General features: G+C 43.3%; 19 protein-coding genes. 2 read left to right on the forward strand and 17 right to left on the reverse strand.

The window, feature by feature from the left end; all coding sequences use genetic code 11:
- Positions 1–61 precede the first annotated feature (61 nt).
- The 4 genes from QM873_RS01565 to tsaB form a co-directional block, all read right to left on the reverse strand.
- The gene (locus QM873_RS01565; protein ID WP_414278681.1) at positions 62–973 is read right to left on the reverse strand and encodes a hypothetical protein; all 912 of its coding nucleotides are present in this window, start codon (positions 971–973) and stop codon (positions 62–64) included.
- A gap of 168 nt (positions 974–1,141) precedes the next feature.
- Complete coding sequence (gene tsaD, locus QM873_RS01570; protein ID WP_414278682.1) at positions 1,142–2,152, reverse strand: tRNA (adenosine(37)-N6)-threonylcarbamoyltransferase complex transferase subunit TsaD; 1,011 nt, start codon at positions 2,150–2,152, stop codon at positions 1,142–1,144.
- Positions 2,142–2,579: a ribosomal protein S18-alanine N-acetyltransferase gene (rimI, locus tag QM873_RS01575; RefSeq protein WP_123159589.1), complete on the reverse strand. Its 438-nt coding sequence runs from the start codon at positions 2,577–2,579 to the stop codon at positions 2,142–2,144. Before rimI ends, tsaD begins: the two co-directional genes overlap by 11 nt.
- Positions 2,576–3,259 (reverse strand): tRNA (adenosine(37)-N6)-threonylcarbamoyltransferase complex dimerization subunit type 1 TsaB, encoded by a 684-nt coding sequence (gene tsaB, locus QM873_RS01580; RefSeq protein WP_023027296.1) that lies wholly within the window; start codon positions 3,257–3,259, stop codon positions 2,576–2,578. Before tsaB ends, rimI begins: the two co-directional genes overlap by 4 nt.
- A 283-nt stretch (positions 3,260–3,542) precedes the next feature.
- On the opposite strand from tsaB, the gene QM873_RS01585 reads away from it, so the two are divergent.
- Together QM873_RS01585 and rnjA are read left to right on the forward strand one after the other, a co-directional pair.
- Entirely contained in the window at positions 3,543–3,773 is a 231-nt protein-coding gene (locus tag QM873_RS01585; RefSeq protein ID WP_023027297.1) for a DNA-dependent RNA polymerase subunit epsilon, read from the forward strand.
- A gap of 3 nt (positions 3,774–3,776) precedes the next feature.
- Positions 3,777–5,459, forward strand: a complete 1,683-nt coding sequence (gene rnjA / locus QM873_RS01590) for a ribonuclease J1 (RefSeq protein WP_006595536.1) — start codon at positions 3,777–3,779, stop codon at positions 5,457–5,459.
- A gap of 97 nt (positions 5,460–5,556) precedes the next feature.
- Here rnjA and glnA read toward each other — a convergent pair whose 3' ends face one another.
- The 13 genes from glnA to QM873_RS01655 form a co-directional block, all read right to left on the reverse strand.
- Positions 5,557–6,903 carry a type I glutamate--ammonia ligase gene (glnA, locus tag QM873_RS01595; RefSeq protein ID WP_006595535.1) on the reverse strand — a complete coding sequence of 449 codons (1,347 nt, stop codon included), beginning with the start codon at positions 6,901–6,903 and terminating at the stop codon, positions 5,557–5,559.
- Between the two features lie 41 nt (positions 6,904–6,944).
- Positions 6,945–7,310 carry a MerR family transcriptional regulator gene (locus tag QM873_RS01600; protein WP_061564425.1) on the reverse strand — a complete coding sequence of 122 codons (366 nt, stop codon included), beginning with the start codon at positions 7,308–7,310 and terminating at the stop codon, positions 6,945–6,947.
- A 69-nt stretch (positions 7,311–7,379) separates the two neighbouring features.
- Positions 7,380–7,913 (reverse strand): FUSC family protein, encoded by a 534-nt coding sequence (locus QM873_RS01605; RefSeq protein WP_125329229.1) that lies wholly within the window; start codon positions 7,911–7,913, stop codon positions 7,380–7,382.
- 409 nt (positions 7,914–8,322) lie between these two features.
- The gene (locus QM873_RS01610; RefSeq protein WP_048715731.1) at positions 8,323–9,522 is read right to left on the reverse strand and encodes a phosphoglycerate kinase; all 1,200 of its coding nucleotides are present in this window, start codon (positions 9,520–9,522) and stop codon (positions 8,323–8,325) included.
- 211 nt (positions 9,523–9,733) lie between these two features.
- A complete protein-coding gene (locus QM873_RS01615; RefSeq protein ID WP_414278683.1) occupies positions 9,734–14,536 on the reverse strand; it encodes an endo-beta-N-acetylglucosaminidase in 4,803 nt (1,600 codons plus the stop codon).
- Between the two features lie 228 nt (positions 14,537–14,764).
- A complete protein-coding gene (gene gap / locus QM873_RS01620; protein ID WP_129269939.1) occupies positions 14,765–15,775 on the reverse strand; it encodes a type I glyceraldehyde-3-phosphate dehydrogenase in 1,011 nt (336 codons plus the stop codon).
- A 257-nt stretch (positions 15,776–16,032) separates the two neighbouring features.
- Complete coding sequence (fusA, locus tag QM873_RS01625) at positions 16,033–18,114, reverse strand: elongation factor G (protein ID WP_223357270.1); 2,082 nt, start codon at positions 18,112–18,114, stop codon at positions 16,033–16,035.
- A gap of 265 nt (positions 18,115–18,379) precedes the next feature.
- On the reverse strand, positions 18,380–18,850 hold the full coding sequence (gene rpsG, locus QM873_RS01630; RefSeq protein WP_048715723.1) for a 30S ribosomal protein S7: 471 nt from the start codon (positions 18,848–18,850) through the stop codon (positions 18,380–18,382).
- A 19-nt stretch (positions 18,851–18,869) separates the two neighbouring features.
- Positions 18,870–19,283 (reverse strand): 30S ribosomal protein S12, encoded by a 414-nt coding sequence (gene rpsL / locus QM873_RS01635; RefSeq protein ID WP_001142332.1) that lies wholly within the window; start codon positions 19,281–19,283, stop codon positions 18,870–18,872.
- A 216-nt stretch (positions 19,284–19,499) separates the two neighbouring features.
- Complete coding sequence (locus QM873_RS01640; protein ID WP_306474702.1) at positions 19,500–20,036, reverse strand: hypothetical protein; 537 nt, start codon at positions 20,034–20,036, stop codon at positions 19,500–19,502.
- Positions 20,037–20,058: 22 nt separating this feature from the next.
- Positions 20,059–20,883, reverse strand: a complete 825-nt coding sequence (gene purR / locus QM873_RS01645) for a pur operon repressor (RefSeq protein WP_048715719.1) — start codon at positions 20,881–20,883, stop codon at positions 20,059–20,061.
- A 130-nt stretch (positions 20,884–21,013) separates the two neighbouring features.
- Positions 21,014–21,964, reverse strand: a complete 951-nt coding sequence (locus QM873_RS01650; protein WP_129269931.1) for a 3'-5' exoribonuclease YhaM family protein — start codon at positions 21,962–21,964, stop codon at positions 21,014–21,016.
- The gene (locus QM873_RS01655; RefSeq protein WP_414278684.1) at positions 21,951–23,207 is read right to left on the reverse strand and encodes a DNA recombination protein RmuC; all 1,257 of its coding nucleotides are present in this window, start codon (positions 23,205–23,207) and stop codon (positions 21,951–21,953) included. The genes QM873_RS01650 and QM873_RS01655 overlap by 14 nt, the downstream gene beginning before the upstream one ends.
- Position 23,208 lies beyond the last annotated feature (1 nt).

The raw sequence follows: 23,208 nt of genomic DNA on the forward strand, positions 1-23,208 counted from the left end.
CAAAAGAAGATGAGTAAAAAAAAGATTCTGACAGGGAAGCTAAGGGAGTCAACTGCTCTCTCTAATCGGCTAGTTCCCCACCTTGTCCATTGTAGTATTGTTTAAACTCATCATAAGAACGAATTTCATGTTCTTGACCATCTATTGAATACCGAGCTTCAATTTTTACCCCAGGTAAGGTGTCCTGTCCTTTAGGTGCAAACCAATGAAGAAGAGTATCAAACCATTCCTTACTACTTAATAACTGTAATCTAGGATAAATCCCATAGTTCCCACTCAACATTTTCTCTTTGAACTCCGGATAACGTACAAATAAATTGATATCTGTATTCACATTTTTAATCTGTTTCTGAAATCTCAATTCAGTTTGAACAACAAAGCCGGTATTCTTTTTAATCAACTCTTTTAAATTTGTACAGTATATAATATTTTCCTTAACTGTACTGCCCTCTGGGATGGTATACTTGCTGTAGTATTTCTGTTCATCCAACTTGTAATAAATACTTTTCTCATCACCGATATTACGTTCCATAGCTCTACGAGACACATAATATCCCATATCCACAACACTCACTCCGCTATTAATGTTTATTTGATAATCATTAATAAAAGCTTTTGGTTCTGTCTTTCGAATCTCATCTAAAACATTTACGGTTGTTTCTTTAAATTGATTGTCAATCTCGTAATATCGAAATCCAATATACTCCTTTTTTACATCTTCGTCCCCATTTACATAGTCAAATCCAACCAGATACTTCCCATCAACTAATTTCAGATCTTTACTCAAAACAAATTGATTTTTCTCACCAAATAGCTGAACATCCTTGAGATTCCCTTCATGAATGACTTTTGTTGAGCTCGGTCTCTTTTCGACAGAATTTTTCTTGGTCTCCGAAGGTTTAAAATAAAATACCAAAGCAACTACAAGGCCCACTATAAAAACTAATTTCAAACTTAAAAATTTTTTCAACATTTCTACCTACTTTTTATAGAACTATACTGGGAACCAATCCCATTCCATCATTCTTTCATTCCTTCTATCATAACGAATTTTTCTTAGGGTCGCAAATCCGCTACTAGTTGGTGAATTATTTGTCAAAAAAGCCATCTGGATAGTGGTACCCAGATGGTTCTTCAATCCTTATTCAATTCCTTCAAAAGCAAGGCTAGGCTTAGCATTGAGATCTAAGCTAGCAAAATTTCCCTTATTCCATTCGCTGACACTGGCATAGGCAATCATCCCCGCATTGTCCCCGCAGAGGCGCAGAGGAGGAATGATGACCTTAACATCTGTGATCTCAGAAGCCAGGCGTTCACGAAGACCTTGGTTGGCCGCGACTCCTCCCGCCACCACCAGGGTCTTAACCGGGTATCTTTCTAGGGCTTTTTTGGTATTGGCCATCAAGATATCCATCACCGCTGCTTGGAAGGAAGCCGATAGGTCTTCCTTGGACAGACTCTCGCCTTTTTGCTCGGCATTGTGGTGGAGATTGATAAAGGCTGATTTGAGCCCTGAGAATGAGAACTCCAGATTGTCTTCCTTGATCATGGCACGTGGGAAATCGTAGATATCCTGACCCTTATGCGCCAACTCGTCAATCTCGCGACCGGCTGGATAGGTCAAGCCCATGACGCGGCCGACCTTATCATAGGCCTCACCCAATGCATCATCACGCGTTTCTCCAACGATCTTATAATCACCCGCCTCCGAGACATAGACCAACTCGGTGTGTCCTCCGCTGACCAGCAAGGCCAAGAGCGGAAATTCTAAAGGCTCAACGCTTTGAGCAGCCATCAAGTGGCCAGCCATATGATTGACAGGAATCAAAGGAATCCCATGGGCCCATGCAAAGGCCTTGGCTGCAGCAAGACCGACCAAAAGAGCTCCAACCAGACCTGGTCCGTAAGTTACCGCAACCGCTGTGACTTCTTCTTCTGTAATTCCCGCTTCTTCTAGGGCTTCCTCAATACAGGCCGTAATGACTTCGACATGGTGCCGACTGGCAACTTCTGGAACCACTCCCCCGAAGCGTTTATGGCTTTCAATTTGGCTGGCAATAACATTGGACAAGAGTTCTGTGTCATTCTTTAAAACGGCAACACTGGTCTCATCACAAGATGTTTCAAATGCCAAAATATATCTATCCTTCATTTGCTTCCCTTTTCATCATAATGGCGTCTTCGGTAGGTGCATGATAATACCCTTTCCGGCAACCAATTTCTTTAAATCCTTGTTTCTGATAGAGAGTCCGAGCCGGAGTGTTTCCTTCTCTCACCTCTAAAAAGACCTCTTTCTCCTGAGGAACAGTTTCTAGTAGCTGACGAGCAATCCCGCGCCCTTGCCACTCTTTTCGAACAGCAATTTGGACGACCTCTAGCTCATAGAGATTTTCTTGCATGGCCAAGAAGCCCACCAATGCTTCCCCACTGTAGGCCAAGGCATACCAATTTTGAGGTTGACCGAGATCCGCTAGGACTTGCTCCAAGGTCCAAGGACTTTGTCCATAGACATCGTCTAAGATTTCTACCAACTGAGGGGCTAAATCGAATCGCCCCGCCTCCTTCTCGATACGGATCATAGGCGTTTGATGTAGGACTGACCGGACTCTTGATGGTCCTTGAGCCAGTTTTCCTCAGCTTCTACCCGCTTGAGGTAGTTGGGCACAAAACCATGAACGGAGACAGCTTCTTTTGTTAGTCCTAGTCGACCGATCCGTACCGCATCCGGTAGGGTTTCTACCATCTGAGCACTCGGTAAGGCCTCTTGTATCTGCTCGCGAAAGGCTTCCACTTCCCCAAGGAAGGTCACCTTTTCAGCTCCCTTTACTCTTTCTAATACGGCTTCAAAAGAAAGGTGCCCCTCCGGGTAGACCAACTGATCCTCTTGGTAAAAGCCCGCATAGACATGGTTGCGCCGCGCATCCATGACTGGAATGGCCAGACCTTCTATCTCTTCTGGTACCAAGGCTAGTAAGCTCGACACCCCTACTAAGTCAATCTTTAGCGTTTGAGCTAGGGTTTTAGCCGTTGCTACCGCAATTCGTAAGCCAGTATAGGATCCAGGCCCTTCTGCTACTACGATACGGTCCAAATCCGTCGGTTTCCAATCAATGCTGGCCATCAAAAATTCAATGGTCGGCATCAAGGTAATGCTGTGGTTTTTCTTGATCGTCAGCGTTAACTCTGCTAATCGGTTTTCTTCCTCCAAAAGGGCAACGGATAGGGCCTTACTGGAGGTGTCAAATGCTAATACTTTCATGTTTTCTCCTCGTTGTCTGCTTCATATTATACTACAAATAGACGCCAAACGGTAGAGGAAGCACCCCCAGACTGTGAAATCACCTGCTCTCTATCCCTTCTAAAAAAGCGCTTCCTTCTGCTCTCAGAACCCGCTTGCATCTTTTCCTTAGAGGCTATTTATGGTATAATGGATAATAATTGTATCGAATCAGGACAAAAGAAAGCAAGAATAGGTGTCTCAGCTAGCTACTAGCTGTTTCTTTTCTGCTACAGTCCGAACAAGTGAAAGGAACCGAAACGAAATGATTTACAAAGTTTTCTACCAAGAAACAAAAGAACGCAACCCTCGTCGTCAAACGACTCATGCCCTCTATCTCGATATTGATGCGAAGAATGAGTTAGAAGGACGCATTGAAGCTCGTCGCCTTGTTGAAGAAAATACATCTTACAACATCGAATTTATCACTCTCTTGTCAGACCAACACCTAGAATATGAAAAAGAGTCTGGCGCATTTGAAATTACGGAGTTCTAATCCATGGCATATACCTTAAAACCTGAAGAAGTTGGTGTTTTCGCCATTGGAGGTCTCGGGGAAATCGGTAAAAATACCTATGGGATTGAATACCAAGACGAAATCATCATTGTGGATGCTGGGATCAAGTTCCCTGAAGATGATTTGTTAGGGATCGATTACGTGATTCCTGACTATTCCTATATCGTTGAAAATATCGACCGTGTCAAAGGTGTCTTGATTACCCACGGACACGAAGACCATATCGGAGGAATTCCCTTCCTCTTGAAACAAGCTAATGTACCAATCTATGCTGGACCTTTGGCTCTAGCCCTTATTCGTGGAAAATTGGAAGAGCATGGCCTCCTTCGTGGTGCCAAACTCTATGAAATCAACCAAAATACGGAGCTGACCTTTAAGCATATTAAAGCGACCTTCTTCCGGACGACCCACTCCATTCCAGAACCTTTGGGGATTGTTCTTCATACGCCTCAAGGAAAAATCGTCTGCACGGGAGACTTTAAATTTGACTTCACACCTGTTGGGGAGCCGGCCGACCTTCACCGGATGGCTGCACTAGGAGAGGAAGGCGTCCTCTGTCTGCTTTCTGACTCAACCAACGCGGAAGTCCCAACCTTTACCAACTCTGAAAAAGTCGTTGGCCAATCCATTATGAAGATTATTGAAGGCATTCATGGACGCATCATCTTTGCTTCCTTTGCATCCAACATCTTCCGTCTCCAACAGGCTGCAGATGCCGCTGTTAAAACCGGCCGCAAGATTGTTGTCTTTGGACGCTCGATGGAAAAAGCCATTGTCAACGGAATTGAACTTGGCTATATCAAGGTACCGCCTGGAACGATTATTGAACCAAGTGAAATCAAAGACTACCCGGCAAATGAAATCCTCATTATGTGTACAGGAAGCCAAGGGGAGCCTATGGCGGCACTGTCTCGTATCGCTAACGGAACCCACCGCCAGGTGCAATTGCAACCGGGTGATACCGTTATCTTCTCATCTAGTCCAATTCCTGGGAATACAACTAGTGTGAATAAATTGATCAATATCATCTCGGAAGCGGGAGTCGATGTCATTCACGGGAAGATCAACAACATCCATACCTCTGGACACGGTGGCCAACAAGAACAAAAGCTCATGTTGCGTTTGATCAAACCCAAATACTTCATGCCTGTCCACGGTGAGTACCGTATGCAGAAGATTCACGCTGGACTTGCGCGTGATTGTGGAGTAGAAAAAGATAACATCTTCATCATGAGCAACGGAGATGTTCTTGCCCTGACAGCTAACTCAGCTCGTATCGCGGGAAGCTTCAATGCTCAAGATATCTATGTCGACGGAAATCGCATCGGAGAAATCGGAGCGGCTGTCCTTCGTGACCGCAAAGATTTATCAGAAGATGGGGTTGTCCTAGCTGTTGCGACAGTTGACTTCAAGTCGAAAATGATTTTAGCTGGACCAGATATCCTCAGCCGTGGCTTCATCTATATGAGAGAGTCCGGTGACCTGATCCGTGAAAGTCAACGCATCCTCTTCAATGCTATTCGAATCGCCTTGAAGAACAAAGATGCCAATATTCAAACCGTACACGGTGCCATTGTCAACGCCCTTCGTCCTTTCCTTTACGAAAGCACGGAACGTGAACCTATCATCATCCCGATGATTTTGACACCAGATGAAGAAAATTAAGTAAAAAGAATGGATGAGGCCTGTCGGTCCCATCCATTTTCTTTGTATGAAAAATGAGCCAGGTCATCAAACCTAGCTCATTTTCGGATAAATTTGCTTAGTACAAGTCCAAGTAGTTATCAATTTCCCATTGTGAAACAAAGGTTGCATAGCTTGCCCACTCGATCCGTTTGGCTTCCAAGAAGCTGGTATAGATATGTTCGCCAAGAGCATCCTTAACAACTTCATCTTCGGTCAAAGCTTTCAAAGCATTGTGAAGGGTAGATGGGAGGTCAGTGATTCCAGCTTCTTTCCGCTCTTCTGCAGTCATGATGTAGATGTTTTCTTCGATAGGAGCCGGTGCTTCGATTTTGTTCTCAATCCCGTGCAAACCAACTTCCAAAAGAACAGCCATAGCAATATAAGGGTTGGCCATTGGATCCACTGAGCGCAATTCCAAACGTGTTCCCATACCGCGTGAAGCAGGTACACGAACCAATGGTGAACGGTTGCGACCAGCCCAAGCGATGTAAACAGGTGCTTCATAGCCTGGAACCAAACGTTTGTAGGAGTTAACGGTTGGGTTCATGATTGCTGTGTAGTTGTAGGCGTGCTTGATCAAACCGCCAAGGAAGTGATAAGCTGTTTCTGACAACTGCATTCCTTTTGGATCATTTGGATCAAAGAAGGCATTGTTTCCTTCCGCATCAAACAAGGACATATTGCAGTGCATACCAGAACCAGCGATCCCAAATTTCGGTTTAGCCATAAAGGTTGCATACAAACCATGTTTGCGAGCAATGGTTTTGACAACGAGTTTAAAGATTTGAATCTTGTCACAAGCACGAAGCACTTCATCGTACTTAAAGTCAATTTCATGCTGACCTACGGCCACTTCGTGGTGACTGGCTTCTACTTCAAATCCCATTTGAGTCAAGACATTGACGATCTCACGGCGAGTGTTATCAGCAAGGTCTGTAGGCGCCAAGTCAAAATAGCCACCCTTGTCATTCACTTCAAGAGTTGGATCCCCATTTTCATCGAGCTTAAAGAGGAAGAACTCTGGCTCTGGTCCAAGGTTGAAAGATTTGAAGCCAACTTCTTCCATGTGACGAAGGGCACGTTTGAGGTTTCCACGTGGGTCTCCTGCAAAAGGTTCCCCTTCTGTTGTATAGACATCACAAATCAATCCTGCGACACTACCGTTCTCGTCTCCCCAAGGGAAAACAGTCCAAGAGTCCAAGTCTGGATAGAGATACATATCAGACTCATTAATCCGAACAAACCCTTCGATAGAAGATCCATCAAACATGGCCTTGTTTGAGAGAACCTTTTCCAACTGTTCATCTGTCGCTGGAATTTCAACGTTTTTCATGGTTCCTAAGATATCTGAGAACATCAACCGAATAAAGGTTACATTTTTTTCTTTGACTTCGCGACGAATATCTTCAACAGTAATTGACATGTGTGTCTCCTTATGAGTATAGCATTTAGCAAAAAGAATGATCAGCGTAACTGACCATATGGCGATGAGGTCGTATGAAAGCGGCTTTGCTGGAGGATATCACGGTGAAGGGCCTTGCGGACATCCTTTTCACTGACAATCTTGGCAGCTTGACGTTGAGCTTCTTTCTCAGCAATCCGTTTTTTTATTCCTGCAATATTAAGGCCTTCAGACAAATAATCCTTAATCTCCAACAGGCGATCCATATCGTTGAGAGAAAACATCCGACGATTGCCCTCTGTACGAGCTGGAGTAATGAGTTGTTGATCTTCGTAGTAACGAATCTGACGAGCTGTTAAATCTGTCAATTTCATAACACTACCAATCGGAAAGACCGCTAATGTTCGTCTTAATTCCTTTTCTTTCATACAAGACCCCCTTTCTATTCTATTATAACGCAAAAAAAACCGATGTCAAGATTAAAATGTCACATAATCTCACATGGTTTTTTTTCTTTCATTTATAAAGTCCCGAATCCGATCCACATCTGAATTGACTAAAATCGCAACGAAGACTCCGATAAAGGTTTCAAAGATGCGGGCAAAAACATATAGGAACGTTTCTCCTGTCGGAATGGAGAGGGTGATGATGAGCATGGCTGAAACTCCACCGATGATTCCAGCTTTGTTGTTCATAGCGACGTTTGTCATTATGGTTAACATGGTCGCAATGGGCACAAAAATCAGGGTCACCCAAAAAGCATTGTGGAAGAGAATCTTAATCATAAAGAACAGCAGGGCATAAAAACCACCAATACTGTTGCCCATCACGCGCGAAGCACCGAAGTGAACACTCTTATCAAAATCTTCTCTCAAACTAAAGACAGCTGTCAGTGCCCCAATCTGCAAGCCCCGCCAGCCAAAGATACCAAAAATCAATAGAACCAGAAAAACGGCTATCCCTGTTTTGAAGGTTCGCATTCCTAACCGAAATTTGGAACGGTCAAATTTATGTCGTTTAAAGTAATCCATTGTCCCCTATCTTTCTATCTCTTTTATTCTAACATATTTCTAGAAAGGTTCAAGCGGGGAAATGAAGATCGACTAGCTTCCTTCTACTCTACAAAGTCATTTTAAAAACTTTCCTTAGGTGAGTACGGAGGTTAGGTGAAATTATCCAGTGGATGATTTCAGCAATCCAGGAAGTTCCATGACTTAGTTTTGAACCTAAAGTTTCAAAACTCCCGAGTGCTTGAAACAAATGTTTCAAGCACTTTTATCACAGCGGAAAGTTTCGGGATTTTCTTGATTAATTTTAAAAATGAGATCACATTTTATTTCGATACAGAATCACTTAACTTATCTTATATAAAAATTTGGTTGTATACATTCTAAAAAAAGCACCTTTCGGTGCTTCTTCTATGGTTCATGAGGAACCGTCTTATTTTTCAGTCAAGGCTGCAAGTCCTGGAAGAACTTTACCTTCAAGAAGTTCCATTGAAGCTCCACCACCAGTAGAGATCCATGAGAACTTGTCTGCACGTCCAAGGTTGATCGCTGCGGCAGCTGAGTCACCACCACCGATGATTGATTTAACGCCTGGTTGTTTAACGATAGCGTCCATTACACCGATTGTACCAGCTTGGAAGTCAGGATTTTCAAATACACCCATAGGTCCGTTCCATACAACTGTTTTCGCACCAGTCAAAGCTTCGTCAAATTTAGCGATAGATTTAGGACCGATATCCAAACCAAGGAAACCTGGGTCTACTGCTTCACCTTCAGTGTCTTTCACTTCAGTGTAGTCAGCAAATGCGTTTGCTTCTTTTGAGTCAACTGGCAAGATCAATTTACCGTTTGCTTTTTCGAGAAGAGCTTTGGCAACATCCAATTTGTCTTCTTCTACAAGTGAGTTACCGATTTCGATACCTTGAGCTTTGTAGAATGTGTAAGTCATCCCACCACCGATAAGAACTTTATCAGCTTTTTCAAGCAAGTTTTCGATCACACCGATCTTGTCTGAAACTTTTGAACCACCAAGGATGGCTACGAATGGACGTTCTGGAGCTTCAACTGCTTCTTGGATGTAAGCAATTTCGTTTTCAAGAAGGAATCCAGCAACTGCTTTTTCAACGTTTGCTGAGATACCAACGTTAGATGCGTGTGCACGGTGAGCTGTACCGAATGCATCGTTTACGAAGATACCATCTCCAAGTGATGCCCAGTATTTACCAAGTTCAGGATCGTTTTTAGATTCTTTCTTGCCGTCAACATCTTCGAAACGAGTGTTTTCAACCAAAAGAACTTGTCCATCTTCAAGAGCGTTAATCGCTGCTTCTAATTCAGCACCACGAGTAACACCTGGAAGGAAAGCAACGTCTTGACCCAATTTAGCAGCCAAGTCAGCCGCTACAGGAGCAAGTGATTTACCTTCTTTGTCTGCTTCTTCTTTCACACGTCCAAGGTGAGAGAAGAGGATTGCACGTCCACCTTGTTCAAGGATGTACTTGATTGTTGGAAGAGCAGCAGTGATACGGTTGTCGTTAGTGATCACGCCATCTTTTACAGGTACGTTGAAGTCAACACGAACGAGAACTTTTTTCCCTTTCAAGTCAACGTCTTTAACAGTCAATTTTGCCATTGGATATGACTCCTTCTATTTTTAATACATGATAATTATATCACAAAAGCTGTAAAAGAGGTAGAAAAATAGTGGATTTCTACCTCTTATTAGCAAGTCTGGAGTCCTGCTCCTAGATTAGAATCTGCATCATAAAACCTCCCTTGTTTTTTACAAAGGAGGTTTACGATTCATCATGACCTTTTCAGTCAGTATCAAAACGCTTAAAAAGTTACTCTTCTTTCTTCTTGCCAGCTAAGAGGAAGCCACCAAGCGCTGCTAGGAGAACAGCTTCCGCTGCAAACGTAGCCTCTAAACTTGCCGTTGTTGGCAATTCCTTGTCAGTAACTTTGCTAGCTTGATCTTGTTGAGAAGTTCCTTCTTTAGATGGTGTTAAATAGCGACTCAAAACTTGTTGAACTCGTTGATCCAGAAGATCTGGTCCGTTTTCCTTTTGATTCAATGTATCAGTTGGTTTCGTCGGATTCAATTGTTCTGGTGTCGGTTGATTGCCATCCGGTTGTTCTGGTTTTGTTGGATTCTCCGGCTGAACTGGTTGATCTGGTGTCGCTGGTTGATCCGGTTTAGTAGGCTCCTCTGGTTGAACAGGCTGATCAGGTTTAGCAGGTTCTTCTGGTTGGATCGGTTGATCCGGTCCTTCCGTTTTTGCTGGCTTATAGACAATCGCATAGTGGGTAAAGTGAGGAGCTGTAAAGATAACGGTATCTCCTTCTCGCTCAAAGGCTAAGGATTGAGGTGCTTGACCTTCTGGGAAGAAGAGAACTTGCTCCACTTCTTTATCCTTATCCACAGGGATTTTCACAAGTGATGGATGCTGGGTATCGACATCCTGACCACTTGCATCGACTCCTTCGATATCAAAGATAGTCGCTTCTCGTCCCTTCAGCTCTTCTTTTTCTGCCTGATTGGCTTCAACTTTCGCGACTTTTAGTCCCTTAATAGCAGTAGGATCCAAGTTAGAGAACTGAACTTCGACTCCAGTCACAGGGTCTACAAAGACCGCTGGCTTATCTTCTTTCAGGAGCGCAATCAAGGTTTCTAGACCTGTTTTTGCGGTTGCAAGCGCTTCAGGAGTGAGCTCTGAAGAGTCTAGGAGTTCTTTATTTTTCTCAACCAGTGCCTGCAAAGCGTCACCAGAAGGGTGATTTGGCTTACTTGCTAATAGAGCGGTCGCTTCCTCTGTCAGAGCAGAAAGAGCTTCTTTCTCTTTGACTAGATTAGCTTGTCCATCCAAGGCTTTCAAGAGAGCGGTCAATTGGTTCAACTGCTCATTGACTTGATCTTGTGTGCTGGTATCATGTTCTTTCAAGAGTTTTTCAGAAGCAGCCATTCTAGCCAACAAGGCTTCTTTGACTTCAGGACTGGCAAATGTAAAGTCTACTTTGGCTTTTGCAGCTTCAGCTTCAGCCAATTTTTGCTTGAGGTATTCATCGTTGAGAGCTGGTTTTGGATTAACGAGGACATCAAAGCTTGTGCTAGCTCCTTTGTAATGGATAGTGATGGTTTGACGGCCTTCCTTGCTCGCATCAAAGCCAGTTACTTCAACCCCTTCATCGGTCAAGGCGTGCGTTTCGGTTGTTTCATCATCAAAGACAACTGTAAAGCGTCCGCCTTCTTTCTCCAATGCTTCTCCGACGATATATTCTACTTTTGGTTTGTCGGTCAATTCTAGACCAGCAACTGCTTTTTCACCTGCTTCCTCTGCACTGACCACAAAAACAGTGAGAGTCTTATCCAATTTCTGACCAAGGTAAGAAACTTCTAGGTGTTGTTCTCCAAGCTTGCTACTGTCAAATCCATGAATCTCTACACCTGAGTTGGTGAGGTTGACCAGTTGATCTGCTTGGCCATCTTTATAATGAACACGGAGAGTCGCCCCTTTCAAGGAAAGAGCATCCCCTTCCCGGTAAACCTTCTTGGTCAAACCATCTTCAAATTGAAGTCCCGCAATTTCTTTATCATTTTTTGGAACTTCGATCGCTAGAACATTACTGATATCTTTGCCAGGTTCTTGCGCACGATAGTAGAGAAGAGATGGGGTTGATTCAAAAGCCAGTGGTTTAAAGATCAGATTTCCAGCTTGATTGGCTGTCATGGTCGCAATTGGGCTAGTCGCTTCTTTATCGGCATAAAGAGTCAGTGTGGTATTGGCCGGTACATCTTTGAAGCCGACTTGGACAAAATGATTGCCTAAGTTTTGCGCTGCAGCATGTTTCATCGGGATGTTGACCGTTTCCGTATCCAGACTTTCATACATCTTCCAGTTGTAAATCCGGATGGCTTGCCATGGGGTTCCGTTATCTGCCGTAATGACATGGAGACGCCATTCTTGAGCCTTGATTGGATGGTCGAGTGTAATGTCGGACACATGGGCTTTATTGCCACGAACTTCCTTAGCGAGCTTCCACTCACCCGCTTCATCCTTGTAGTAAAGGTCGAAGTCACGGGTATTCATCTTGCCATCGTCGACAGATTCTCCACCCGCACCGGCATGGTCCATGACCCAACGAACAATGGTCCGTGGTTGTGTCAAGCGAATATCGACGGTTCCACTCAATTGAGCAGAAGACCATTTATCTGAAAGACTGGTAATGGTACCATTTAACATACCTTCGATGCCTTCACTACCATCCGCATCTGGGAAGCTCGAACCAATGACTTTGGCTCCAATCACCACGTTTGGTGCAAGGGCTTTTGGAAGACTGGTATCTGACACGGTCATACCCCAATCAAAGGCCACAGTTCCTGCATCTGAACGTTGGCCGTTCTTCCCAACTGCCACAACCTTGAGGTCCTGAGTCGTTCCTTCAGCACTTGCTGAACGGCTAACTTTTGGTAGATAGACGGTTGTCGCAGAAGACCCTGTTAAGAGACGCCAGTTGTCGCCGTCTTTTTCATAGACTTCATAATAATCTGCGTCCGCAACCCCTTTAAAATTAAGGACAGCCTCCGCTTCCTGGGCATTTTGCAGACGTTTTGCCCGAACAGTCACTTCAGATGGGGCTACTGGTTTTTCTTGGTTGGACGTAATCGACAATTGACCGAGGTTGAACTTGTAATCTTTGACATCTGCATCATGATCAAAGAACATCTTAACGGCATAAATAGTCTTACCCGCCAAGCCTCCCAAATCAAAGGTTTGAGTAGACCAATCCGCACTCGGTGTCAATTCCTTCCATTCGTATTCAGAGTAGTCTTCTTTTGTGGCAACAGCTACCCAAGCAGCAGCTCCGACCCCACCCTTGTGAGACACACTTAATTTTGTCGTTTCTGTCACAGGAATCTTAGTAGAATAGAGCATAACATTTTGACTGCTATTAGCTTTCAAATCCCCTTCAAAGGTTAAAGAGTTCCCTCCATTGTAGGCTTGATCAAAATCATAGCGACCTTTTAATGGCGTACTATCTTCACTATGCTCTACCCACCAGCGCCATGTTGGAAGGTAGCCAGAAACAGAACGGTAGTTCCACTCCCCTTCTTTAGAAATCTTGCCATCCACAAACCAATGTTTGCCGTGGCCTGTATTAAAGGACGTATTGAAATTAGCACTTGTAATTGGCGTTTTATCCACTACTAGATTGGACATCCCGTACCAAGATTGGTCTGCTGGTTTTCCTTTGGTTGGATCCCCTTGGAAACCAGTCCAGAATAGATCTTCATGGGTATGGTAACCTTCTCCTGTCTTTCCTAGACCTGTAATGGTATCAGGTGCATAAAGCCCAAGAGATAGACGCAACTTGCCATGCTCATCTAGAATCGCATTCCAGTCGACATTGGTCTTATAAGAACCTCCTTTTTGAAGTTCGAGACCCGCTAAAACATCATAAGGATTGCGGTTAATCCATTTGGCTGTACTAATCGAATAATCAACTTCTGATTTGCCCCAGTTAAAGTTGGCAAAGAAGGTATCTACAGGATTTTCCCCGTTTTCAGGCTGCATGAAATTGTAGTTGTACTCACCCAGTGCATTTTCATGGTAGCGACCATATTCATAAGTCATAGCATCATACCAAGAATACTTGATCGGATAGTTGACGCTCTTCGCATATTCCTTGGTATAAAGAAGGAAATCTCTTAATTTTGGCCCCAAAGGCTCTACTAAGTTCCCTGTTGTTTCTTGGTTGATAAAGTAACCATCGAAACCATAGTACTTGGCTAAATCAACCAATTTACGAGCAATCGGGAAGGTTTTTGAGCCTTCACTATCTTCTTTCAAGGTTTCTGCAAAGCGCTCTTGATCCTTGATGCTACTAGACCAGTTGTAAAAGAGTGTTCCGTAAATGGGAACCCCATTTCGGTGGGCCGCATCAATCACATCTGCTGAAGGGACAAGTCCTTCCCAAAAGACCATAGAATCCAAATATTGCCAGTAGTCAAAAGCATAAGCCTTAAACTCTTCCCCACCGACGGAAGCATGATCCTTAGCCTTTGAGTTCATGTTAGAAAGGGCTTGGATCTTTGCTTCTGGGTTGGCTTGCTCGTTGATTTGCTTCCCTTGAAAACGGCTAGCTAGGGGAACACTCGCTTGGTTCAAATCATCATCTACTCGTTTACCAGGTTCCCATTTCAACAAATCGTCCCAAGTATCAAACTTGACCTCTTTCGGTCTTAATTGTTTTTCTTCATTGGTTGGTAAATCTTCCACTTTTTCTGCAGCTACTTTTGGTTGTTCCGTCGCTGAAACGGCTAGAGTATCTGTCGTCGTCGGGCTAGCTTCTGTGCTAGCAGGACCAGCCTCTGTCGTTGCTGGAGTTGCTACCTCAACTGGTTTTGCTGTTTCTGCAGTTGGCAAAGCAGCATCTGCAGTGTAGACTCCCGCTTCTCTGATCAAACGATTGACATCTTCCGTATTTGCTGTGGAAGCTTCTAAGGGTTGTTCATTAGTCGCATGCGTCTCATCTGCTGAGACTACCCCCGTTCCTAAAAATGCCAATCCAATCAATGCAGAACAAACTCCTACACTGAATTTTCGGATACTAAAACGTTGTTGTTTTTCAAATTGATGACTTTTCATCTTGACCTCCATCTTATTTTACTGATTTCCAATCTCCTAAAACACTCCTCCTCCACTAGCGTGCATTCGCTTACATTTTTTTGAATTGGAAATCTTCACTCAGATTTAGTTTACCCCTTTAAAGAGAGGTCTGTCAATTCATTTTAGCAAATCCTATAATAAGGTGAGGAGGAACTAAAAAAAGTACAAAAAAAGAGGAGGTTACCCTCCTCTCATCATACAGATGAATTATTTAGCAATTTTTGCGAAGTATTCAAGAGTACGAACAAGTTGTGCAGTGTAAGACATTTCGTTGTCATACCATGAAACAACTTTAACCAATTGTTTACCGTCAACGTCAAGAACTTTAGTTTGAGTTGCGTCAAACAATGAACCGTAAGCCATACCTACGATATCTGAAGATACGATTGGATCTTCTGTGTAACCGTATGATTCGTTAGATGCTGCTTTCATAGCTGCATTTACTTCATCAACAGTAACGTTCTTTTCAAGAACTGCAACCAATTCAGTAACTGATCCAGTTGGAGTTGGAACGCGTTGTGCAGATCCGTCCAATTTACCGTTCAATTCTGGGATTACAAGACCGATAGCTTTAGCAGCACCAGTTGAGTTAGGAACGATGTTAGCTGCACCAGCGCGAGCACGACGAAGGTCACCACCACGGTGTGGTCCGTCAAGGATCATTTGGTCACCAGTGTAAGCGTGGATAGTAGTCATCAATCCTTCTACAACACCGAAGTTATCTTGAAGAGCTTTAGCCATTGGAGCCAAGCAGTTTGTAGTACATGAAGCACCAGAGATAACTGTTTCAGTACCATCAAGAATGTCGTGGTTAGTGTTAAATACAACTGTCTTAACATCGTTTCCACCAGGAGCAGTGATAACAACTTTCTTAGCTCCACCTGGGTGCAAGTGTTTTTCAGCAGCTTCTTTCTTAGCAAAGAAACCAGTTGCTTCAAGAACGATTTCTACACCGTCGTTAGCCCAGTCGATTTGTTCTGGATCACGTTCAGCAGAAACTTTAACGAATTTACCGTTAACTTCGAATCCACCTTCTTTAACTTCCACAGTACCGTCGAAACGACCTTGAGTTGTGTCATATTTCAACAAGTGTGCAAGCATAACTGGATCTGTAAGGTCGTTGATGCGAGTAACTTCAACACCTTCTACGTTTTGGATACGACGGAAAGCAAGACGACCGATACGACCGAAACCGTTAATACCAACTTTAACTACCATTCGTGATTTCCTCCTTATGAAAATCAAAAAATTTTTTATGTGAAAAGAGTAACTTGATAGGTTACAAATCATCTTTCAACAATATTATTATATACTTTCTTCCCCTAAAATGCAACTGATTTCATTAGGATTAGAAATATTACACAAACTTTCATATTCATTTTCACTATCTCTTATGAGGAAGAGGCCTTAAGTTCTTTTCGAATCAAAAAAAAAGCTTTCCTCATAGGAGGAAAGCTTTTAGCTAGACGGTAAAATTATGCTTCACCTTTAGCTTTTTTAATGATTTCTTCTTGTACTGATTTCGGTACATCTTCGTAGTGGTCAAATACCATCATGAAGGTACCACGTCCTTGAGTTGCAGAACGAAGGACAGTAGCGTAACCGAACATTTCAGCAAGTGGTACATAAGCACGAACGATTTGGCTTGCACCATGTGCTTCCATACCGTCTACACGTCCACGACGAGCAGTTACGTGACCCATAACATCCCCAAGGTTTTCTTCAGGAACTGTGATGGTTACAAGCATCATTGGTTCAAGGATAGCTGGTTGTGCTGATTTAGCTGCTTCTTTAAGAGCAAGAGATGCCGCGATCTTGAAGGCAGTTTCAGATGAGTCGACATCGTGGTATGAACCATCGTAAAGCTTAGCTTTCACGTCAACCATTGGGTAACCCGCAAGAACACCGTTCGCCATAGATTCTTGAAGTCCTTTTTCTACTGCAGGGATGAATTCACGTGGAACCACACCACCGACGATCGCATTTTCGAACTCGAATCCTTTACCTTCTTCGTTTGGAGTAAATTCGATCCAAACATCACCAAACTGACCTTTACCACCAGATTGACGTTTGAAGAATCCACGTGCTTGTGTAGAAGCGCGGAATGTTTCACGGTAAGATACTTGAGGAGCACCAACGTTTGCTTCAACCTTGAATTCACGTTTCATACGGTCAACAAGGACATCCAAGTGCAACTCACCCATACCAGAGATAACTGTTTCACCAGTTTCAGGGTTTGTTTCAACGCGGAATGTTGGATCTTCTTCAGCCAATTTTTGAAGGGCGATACCCATCTTATCTTGGTCTGCTTTAGATTTTGGCTCAACCATCAATTGGATAACTGGTTCTGGAACTTCGATTGACTCAAGGATAATTTTCGCTTTTTCATCTGTCAATGAGTCACCAGTTGTAGTATCTTTCAAACCAACGGCAGCAGCGATATCTCCAGAATAAACTGTTTCGATTTCCATACGAGTGTTGGCGTGCATTTGAAGGATACGTCCGATACGTTCACGTTTACCTTTAGATGTGTTCAATACGTAAGAACCTGAGTTCAAGACACCTGAGTAAACACGGAAGAATGTCAAACGACCTACGAATGGGTCAGTCATGATCTTGAAGGCAAGCGCTGCAAATGGCTCTTCATCAGATGCTGGACGTTCTTCTTCTTCGTCTGTATCAGGGTTTACACCCTTGATTGCAGGGATATCAAGTGGGCTTGGAAGGTAGTCAAGGACTGCATCCAACATCAATTGAACCCCTTTGTTCTTGAAGGCAGAACCACACAATACTGGGAAGAATTCAACATTGATAGTTGCTTTACGGATAGCAGCCTTCAATTCTTCGTTAGTGATTTCTTCACCTTCAAGGTATTTCATCATCAAGTCTTCATCAGTTTCAGCAACTGCTTCAACCAATTTTTCACGGTATTCTTGAGCTTGGTCAAGGTATTCAGCTGGGATATCTTCTTCAAGAATGTCTGTACCAAGGTCGTTGGTGTAGATTTCAGCTTTCATCTTGATCAAGTCGATGATTCCACGGAAGTCATCTTCCGAACCGATTGGCAATTGAATTGGGTGTGCGTTTGCTTGAAGACGATCATGAAGTGTGCTTACTGAGTAAAGGAAGTCAGCACCGATTTTATCCATCTTGTTCGCAAATACGATACGAGGAACACGGTATTCAGTTGCTTGACGCCAAACTGTTTCTGTTTGAGGCTCAACACCTGATTGTGAGTCAAGAACCGTTACAGCACCGTCCAAAACGCGGAGTGAACGTTGTACTTCGATCGTGAAGTCCACGTGTCCTGGTGTGTCGATGATGTTAACACGAGTGTCTTTCCATTGAGCGGTTGTCGCAGCAGATGTGATGGTGATACCACGTTCTTGCTCTTGCTCCATCCAGTCCATTTGTGACGCACCTTCGTGAGTTTCACCGATTTTGTGAATTTTACCAGTGTAGTAAAGGATACGCTCAGTTGTAGTTGTTTTACCAGCATCGACGTGGGCCATGATACCGATATTACGAGTTTTTTCAAGTGAAAATTCGCGTGCCATGAGGTTTTGTTCTCCTATATTTTTTATTTCTATACTATTATAACATGATTTAACAAAAACGGATAGGCAGGACCTACCCGTTCTCATTGTTTATTCTGTTTGGTTTAGCTGATTTGAGCTCAATTGAACCCAGGCTAAAGTTAGTTAGCCGATTTGAACCCGAGCGAGGCCCGGCGCAAAAAAGATAAACTGCTTTGTATTCATGGAACACTGCATCAGTTTCCTATTTTTGCATGGGGCCTTTGCCGCTCTTAGTATCATTTTATTACCAGCGGAAGTGTGCGAAGGCACGGTTAGCTTCAGCCATACGGTGAGTGTCTTCACGTTTCTTAACTGCTGCACCAGTGTTGTTTGCAGCATCCAAGATTTCTTTAGCAAGGCGATCAACCATTGTGTGCTCACCACGTTGACGAGCGATGGTTACCAACCAACGAAGTCCAAGTGTTGTACGACGTTCTGGACGAACTTCAACTGGGACTTGGTAGTTAGATCCACCAACACGACGTGCACGTACTTCAAGTACAGGCATGATGTTTTCCATTGCTGTTTCAAATACTTCAAGCGCATCATTTCCAGTAACTTCTTTGATTTGCTCAAAAGCACCGTAAACGATTGAAGCTGCTGTACCACGTTTACCATCAAGCATAACGCGGTTGATAAGACGAGTAACTAGTTGTGAATTGTAAAGCGGATCTGGCAATACATCGCGCTTTGGAGCTCTATTTTTACGACTCATTTCTCTTTATCCCCTTTCCTTATGCTTTTGGACGTTTAGTACCGTATTTAGAACGGCCTTGTTTACGATCGTTAACACCTGCAGTATCAAGTGCACCACGGACGATATGGTAACGTACCCCTGGAAGGTCTTTTACACGTCCACCGCGAAGAAGCACCACGCTGTGCTCTTGCAAGTTGTGTCCGATACCTGGGATGTAGGCAGTAACTTCGATCAAGTTGCTCAAACGTACACGAGCGAATTTACGAAGGGCAGAGTTAGGTTTTTTAGGTGTCATTGTTCCAACACGAGTTGCAACACCACGTTTTTGTGGTGAAGAAACGTTTGTTTGAACTTTTTTATGACTGTTGTAACCAACGTTCAAAGCTGGTGATTTAGATTTTTCTACTTTTGATTTACGCGGTTTGCGAACCAATTGGTTAATTGTAGGCATCTACATTCTCCTGTATTTTTTTATTTTTGGTGATGATACACTTGGTGACAGCTATCATCTGTGTGTACTTTTGCAACATTTGTCAGCACGTCCCTGTACACTCTTGAGAGACCAAAAGTAAAAAGTACCATCTATTATTGTAACATAGCGGTACTTTCACTGTCAAGATTTTTTTCTCTTTTTTGCACGATTGCTTCTTCCTAAAACCGCGCTAGATTATTGTTCAGTTTGTTGCGTTACAGCTGGTGTGGTAGCATTCGAAACCTGAGGAACCTCATTGGACTGATACTGAGGGACTTCTGCGGGAACGACTTGTTGAGGTTGAACCGTTTGGCTAGCTTGATTCGTATCAGTTGATTGAGTATTCTGATTGGTTTGCATTCCGTAATAGTCTACAATGTACTGAATACGAGCTTGAAAGGCCTGTTTCTTGGTTTCGTCCTTCACTTTTTCTACAGCCTCTTGCGCAGCGGTTAAGGTTTCTTGAGTTGCTGTGGTTTCAAAATGAGCAACTGCTTTTTCAGCCGCTTCAGCGATTTTCGCTTCCTCTTCTTCTTTGGCTTTTTTAGGGTCTTTTTTCTTAATAGGAAGAGAACCTGTTTTTTTGGTTTCTTGCTTCACTACTGTAACTTGGTCTGCAGAATTTTTACGAACCGTATAAAGTCCACCGACAAGAACTCCTGTCAAGATGAATATCGTTGCCAATCGAAGCCATAGGGGACTACGATCAAAACGGTCTAAAATTGTTTTCATTTTCCTTTCTCCCTCTCCAGCCTTAGTTCTTATCGAAAATATTTCCGATTTCTACATCAATTTTATTTTCTGCTACATCAATGTTGGTCACACGTAAAAGTGACTTGTGATCGAATAAATCTTTACTTCTAGCCGAAGCATTGTCCGCAAAAATAGCGACTCCTGCCAACTCTGAATCAAACTCAGCCAAGAGACTAACCATCCCACTGATAGTTCCCCCTCCTTTAAGGAAATCATCGACAATCAGGACACGGCTTCCAGCTTTCAAACTACGTTTTGATAGGAACATTTTCTCAATCCGATCGCCACTGGAACCAGATACGTAGTTGACACTGACCGTTGAGCCTTCTGTAATTTTCAAATCGCGTCGTACAATGACAAAAGGAACATTTAAGACATTGGCTACCGCGTTTGCTAATGGGACACCCTTAGTGGCCACCGTCATGACTGCATCGATTTTTTGATCTCGGAAGGCCTTGGCAATAATGCGCCCAATATTATTTAAGATTTTTGGATCACTTAGCAAATCCGAAAGGTAGATATAACCACCTGGTAAAATCCGGTTGCTTTCTGACAGTTGATCGCACAAATTTTGGACGATTTCTTTTGAATCTGCATCCGAAATCGATGGTGTAAAGATGACCCCTCCACCTGCACCGGTAAGAGTTTCAATGCTTCCAATTTCCATTTCTTCAAAGGCCCGTTTAATAATGACAATGTCCTCAGAAATAGATGATTTAGCAGATTCGTATTTTTCGGCAAATGTATTTAAACTCGTCAATTCGTAGGGATGATTAATCAAGTAATTCGAAATCACAACCATCCGCTCACTTCTTCTTAGTTTCATTTTCTCTCCACATAGTTTTTTTATTGTATTATACCATATTATACCAAAAAACGAACATTGTTAGTCTCACAACATTCGTTTTTGGTTTTTTTACTAACAAACTAAGAGTGACCTTTTTGGCTCCTATTTATTAGGAATCTTTTAAATTTGGCTTATAGAAGGAGCGATTGTCCAAGGCAAAAATCTTATTGGTCATCTCACCAGGGCCCACTAAAGCTAAGGCAGAAGTCATCATCATCATTTCTGCATCTAGGTTATCAATCATATGGATGATCTCGGCTTCCATGATTTTTGGACGAACCGGGCTACCATATTCTAGTAGACCATGGTGACTCAAAATCACATGTCGCAACACGATCACATCTTCTTTTTGATCGTCAATCTTCAACTCTTGTAAGACCTTGGTAATTTCTTCATCGATTAGAGCGATGTGCCCGATGAGGTTGCCTCGAACTGTATACTCTGTATTTTCAGGCCCTGATAGCTCCAGTACCTTGGCAAGATCATGGAGCATGATGCCAGCATAGAGGAGACTCTGGTTTAATTGAGGATAAACCTGAGAGATGCTCTCAGCCAAACGAACCATGGTGGCTGTATGATAGGCTAAGCCAGTCTCAAAAGCATGGTGGTTGGTTTTGGCCGCAGGATAAGAGTAGAACTCTTTGTCATACTTGCTGTATAGCGCCCGCACCACTCGTTGCCAAACTGGATTTTCTATTTTGAAAATCATCCCTGATAGATAATCTTTCAAATCGACTGGATTTACCGGAGGTTTTTCCTTAAAGTCTGCTGGATTTGATGGCTCCCCACTTTGAGGCAACCGCAAGGTCAACTGGTTGACCTGAGGCGTATTGTTGTAGACCTCCCGACGGCCACTCATATGAACCACACGCCCAGCCTGAAATTGCTCCACATTATGTGGCTGAGCATCCCACAATTTTCCTTCGATTGTGCCTGTCTCATCTTGGAAGACAAAGGCAAGATAATTTTTTCCAGCACGTGTCTGACGAACATCTGCTGACTTAATGAGGTAGAAACCTTCAAACAATTCGTCTTTTTTCATTTGATTAATTTTGACCATCATCTTCTCCATCTTCTAAATTCAATAGGCTTGCTATATCTAGATTCTCTGACGTTTCAATGTTTCGGAGTGTGCGCTCGATAGCATTTGTTCTTCGGTTTAAGAGGTCATCAATGTTGCCAGAGGCATGCTTCAACTGTCGTTGGGTCTTTTCTAAAATGCCTCCAAATTTTTGGAACTCCGTCTTGACGGATGCAAGGACCTTGCTAATATCATCCGCACTTCGTTGAATATTCAGGGTCTTAAATCCAACCGATAGGGAATTCAACAAAGCTGAAAGTGTACTTGGCCCCGCGACGACAATCTGCTCCTCTCTTCGGAGGCGATCAAAGAAGGCTGGGTCGCGGACCACTTCTGAATAGAGCCCTTCCGTCGGTAAAAAGAGAATCCCAAAATTAGTAGTGGCAGGTGGATAGAGGTATTTTTGATGAATGTCCTTGGCAAATTGTTTGATACTAGCCAATAGGAGTTTGCGACAGCGTTCAATCTCCTCTTTCTCCCCACTTTCATAGGCTTCTTCCAGTCGGTAATACCCCTCCAGAGGAAACTTAGAATCGATTGGCAGATAGACGTATTCCCCTCTGACCTGACCAGGCATCTTGATGGCGTACTCGACGCGTTCGCTCGAATGGGGAACTGTTACAAACTCTCTTTCATATTGGGCGGGAGTTAGGATATCTTCAATGATCTGGCCCAGTTGGAGTTCTCCCATAATCCCACGGGTTTTCGTATTAGAAAGAACCTTATTGAGACTTCCTACATCTCTAGCGACCGTCTGCATTTCCCCAAGACCTTTATTGACTGACTCCAATTGTTTGGAGACCGTCTCAAAGGAGGTTTGAAGACGACTATGCAAGGTTTTTTCCAACTTTTCTTCGACCGTTTGACGCATCTGCTCCAACCGCAAATCATTGGAAGCTTGAATCTGTTGCATCCGCTCGTCCGTTTTGTCTCGGTTTTTAGTGAAATTCTCAGCAAGTTCTGCTCGTAAAGCAGTCGTTTGCTGATGCATTTCTGTCCGTAATTCCATAAGACGGTCACTAATCGCCATCTCTATCTGCTGGCCAGTGATTTGCTGAGCTTGTCGCTCTCTCTCAAATCGGTAATCCAGCTGATCCGAAAGATGATCTTCTTGGTCCTCCAGTAAGTCACGGACCTGTTTGTTATCAGCTGTCCGTTGCTGGTAGAGCAAGAAGAGCAAGACAAGATTTCCCACTCCTAATACAAAAAGGATTAATTCCATC

Source organism: Streptococcus australis (assembly GCF_047463015.1).
Classification (GTDB): domain Bacteria; phylum Bacillota; class Bacilli; order Lactobacillales; family Streptococcaceae; genus Streptococcus; species Streptococcus australis_F.

Bases quoted from the DNA above. Each gene is read 5' to 3' on its own strand.
- QM873_RS01650 (WP_129269931.1), bottom strand. From the start codon at position 21,964: ATGGTCAAAATTAATCAAATGAAAAAAGACGAATTGTTTGAAGGTTTC.
- QM873_RS01600 (WP_061564425.1), bottom strand. From the start codon at position 7,310: ATGAAAGAAAAGGAATTAAGACGAACATTAGCGGTCTTTCCGATTGGT.
- fusA (WP_223357270.1), bottom strand. From the start codon at position 18,114: ATGGCACGCGAATTTTCACTTGAAAAAACTCGTAATATCGGTATCATG.
- glnA (WP_006595535.1), bottom strand. From the start codon at position 6,903: ATGTCAATTACTGTTGAAGATATTCGTCGCGAAGTCAAAGAAAAAAAT.
- QM873_RS01615 (WP_414278683.1), bottom strand. From the start codon at position 14,536: ATGAAAAGTCATCAATTTGAAAAACAACAACGTTTTAGTATCCGAAAA.
- rpsG (WP_048715723.1), bottom strand. From the start codon at position 18,850: ATGAGTCGTAAAAATAGAGCTCCAAAGCGCGATGTATTGCCAGATCCG.
- QM873_RS01565 (WP_414278681.1), bottom strand. From the start codon at position 973: ATGTTGAAAAAATTTTTAAGTTTGAAATTAGTTTTTATAGTGGGCCTT.
- purR (WP_048715719.1), bottom strand. From the start codon at position 20,883: ATGAAACTAAGAAGAAGTGAGCGGATGGTTGTGATTTCGAATTACTTG.
- rnjA (WP_006595536.1), top strand. From the start codon at position 3,777: ATGGCATATACCTTAAAACCTGAAGAAGTTGGTGTTTTCGCCATTGGA.
- QM873_RS01605 (WP_125329229.1), bottom strand. From the start codon at position 7,913: ATGGATTACTTTAAACGACATAAATTTGACCGTTCCAAATTTCGGTTA.
- rimI (WP_123159589.1), bottom strand. From the start codon at position 2,579: ATGATCCGTATCGAGAAGGAGGCGGGGCGATTCGATTTAGCCCCTCAG.
- gap (WP_129269939.1), bottom strand. From the start codon at position 15,775: ATGGTAGTTAAAGTTGGTATTAACGGTTTCGGTCGTATCGGTCGTCTT.
- tsaD (WP_414278682.1), bottom strand. From the start codon at position 2,152: ATGAAGGATAGATATATTTTGGCATTTGAAACATCTTGTGATGAGACC.
- QM873_RS01585 (WP_023027297.1), top strand. From the start codon at position 3,543: ATGATTTACAAAGTTTTCTACCAAGAAACAAAAGAACGCAACCCTCGT.
- QM873_RS01610 (WP_048715731.1), bottom strand. From the start codon at position 9,522: ATGGCAAAATTGACTGTTAAAGACGTTGACTTGAAAGGGAAAAAAGTT.
- QM873_RS01640 (WP_306474702.1), bottom strand. From the start codon at position 20,036: ATGAAAACAATTTTAGACCGTTTTGATCGTAGTCCCCTATGGCTTCGA.
- QM873_RS01655 (WP_414278684.1), bottom strand. From the start codon at position 23,207: ATGGAATTAATCCTTTTTGTATTAGGAGTGGGAAATCTTGTCTTGCTC.
- tsaB (WP_023027296.1), bottom strand. From the start codon at position 3,259: ATGAAAGTATTAGCATTTGACACCTCCAGTAAGGCCCTATCCGTTGCC.
- rpsL (WP_001142332.1), bottom strand. From the start codon at position 19,283: ATGCCTACAATTAACCAATTGGTTCGCAAACCGCGTAAATCAAAAGTA.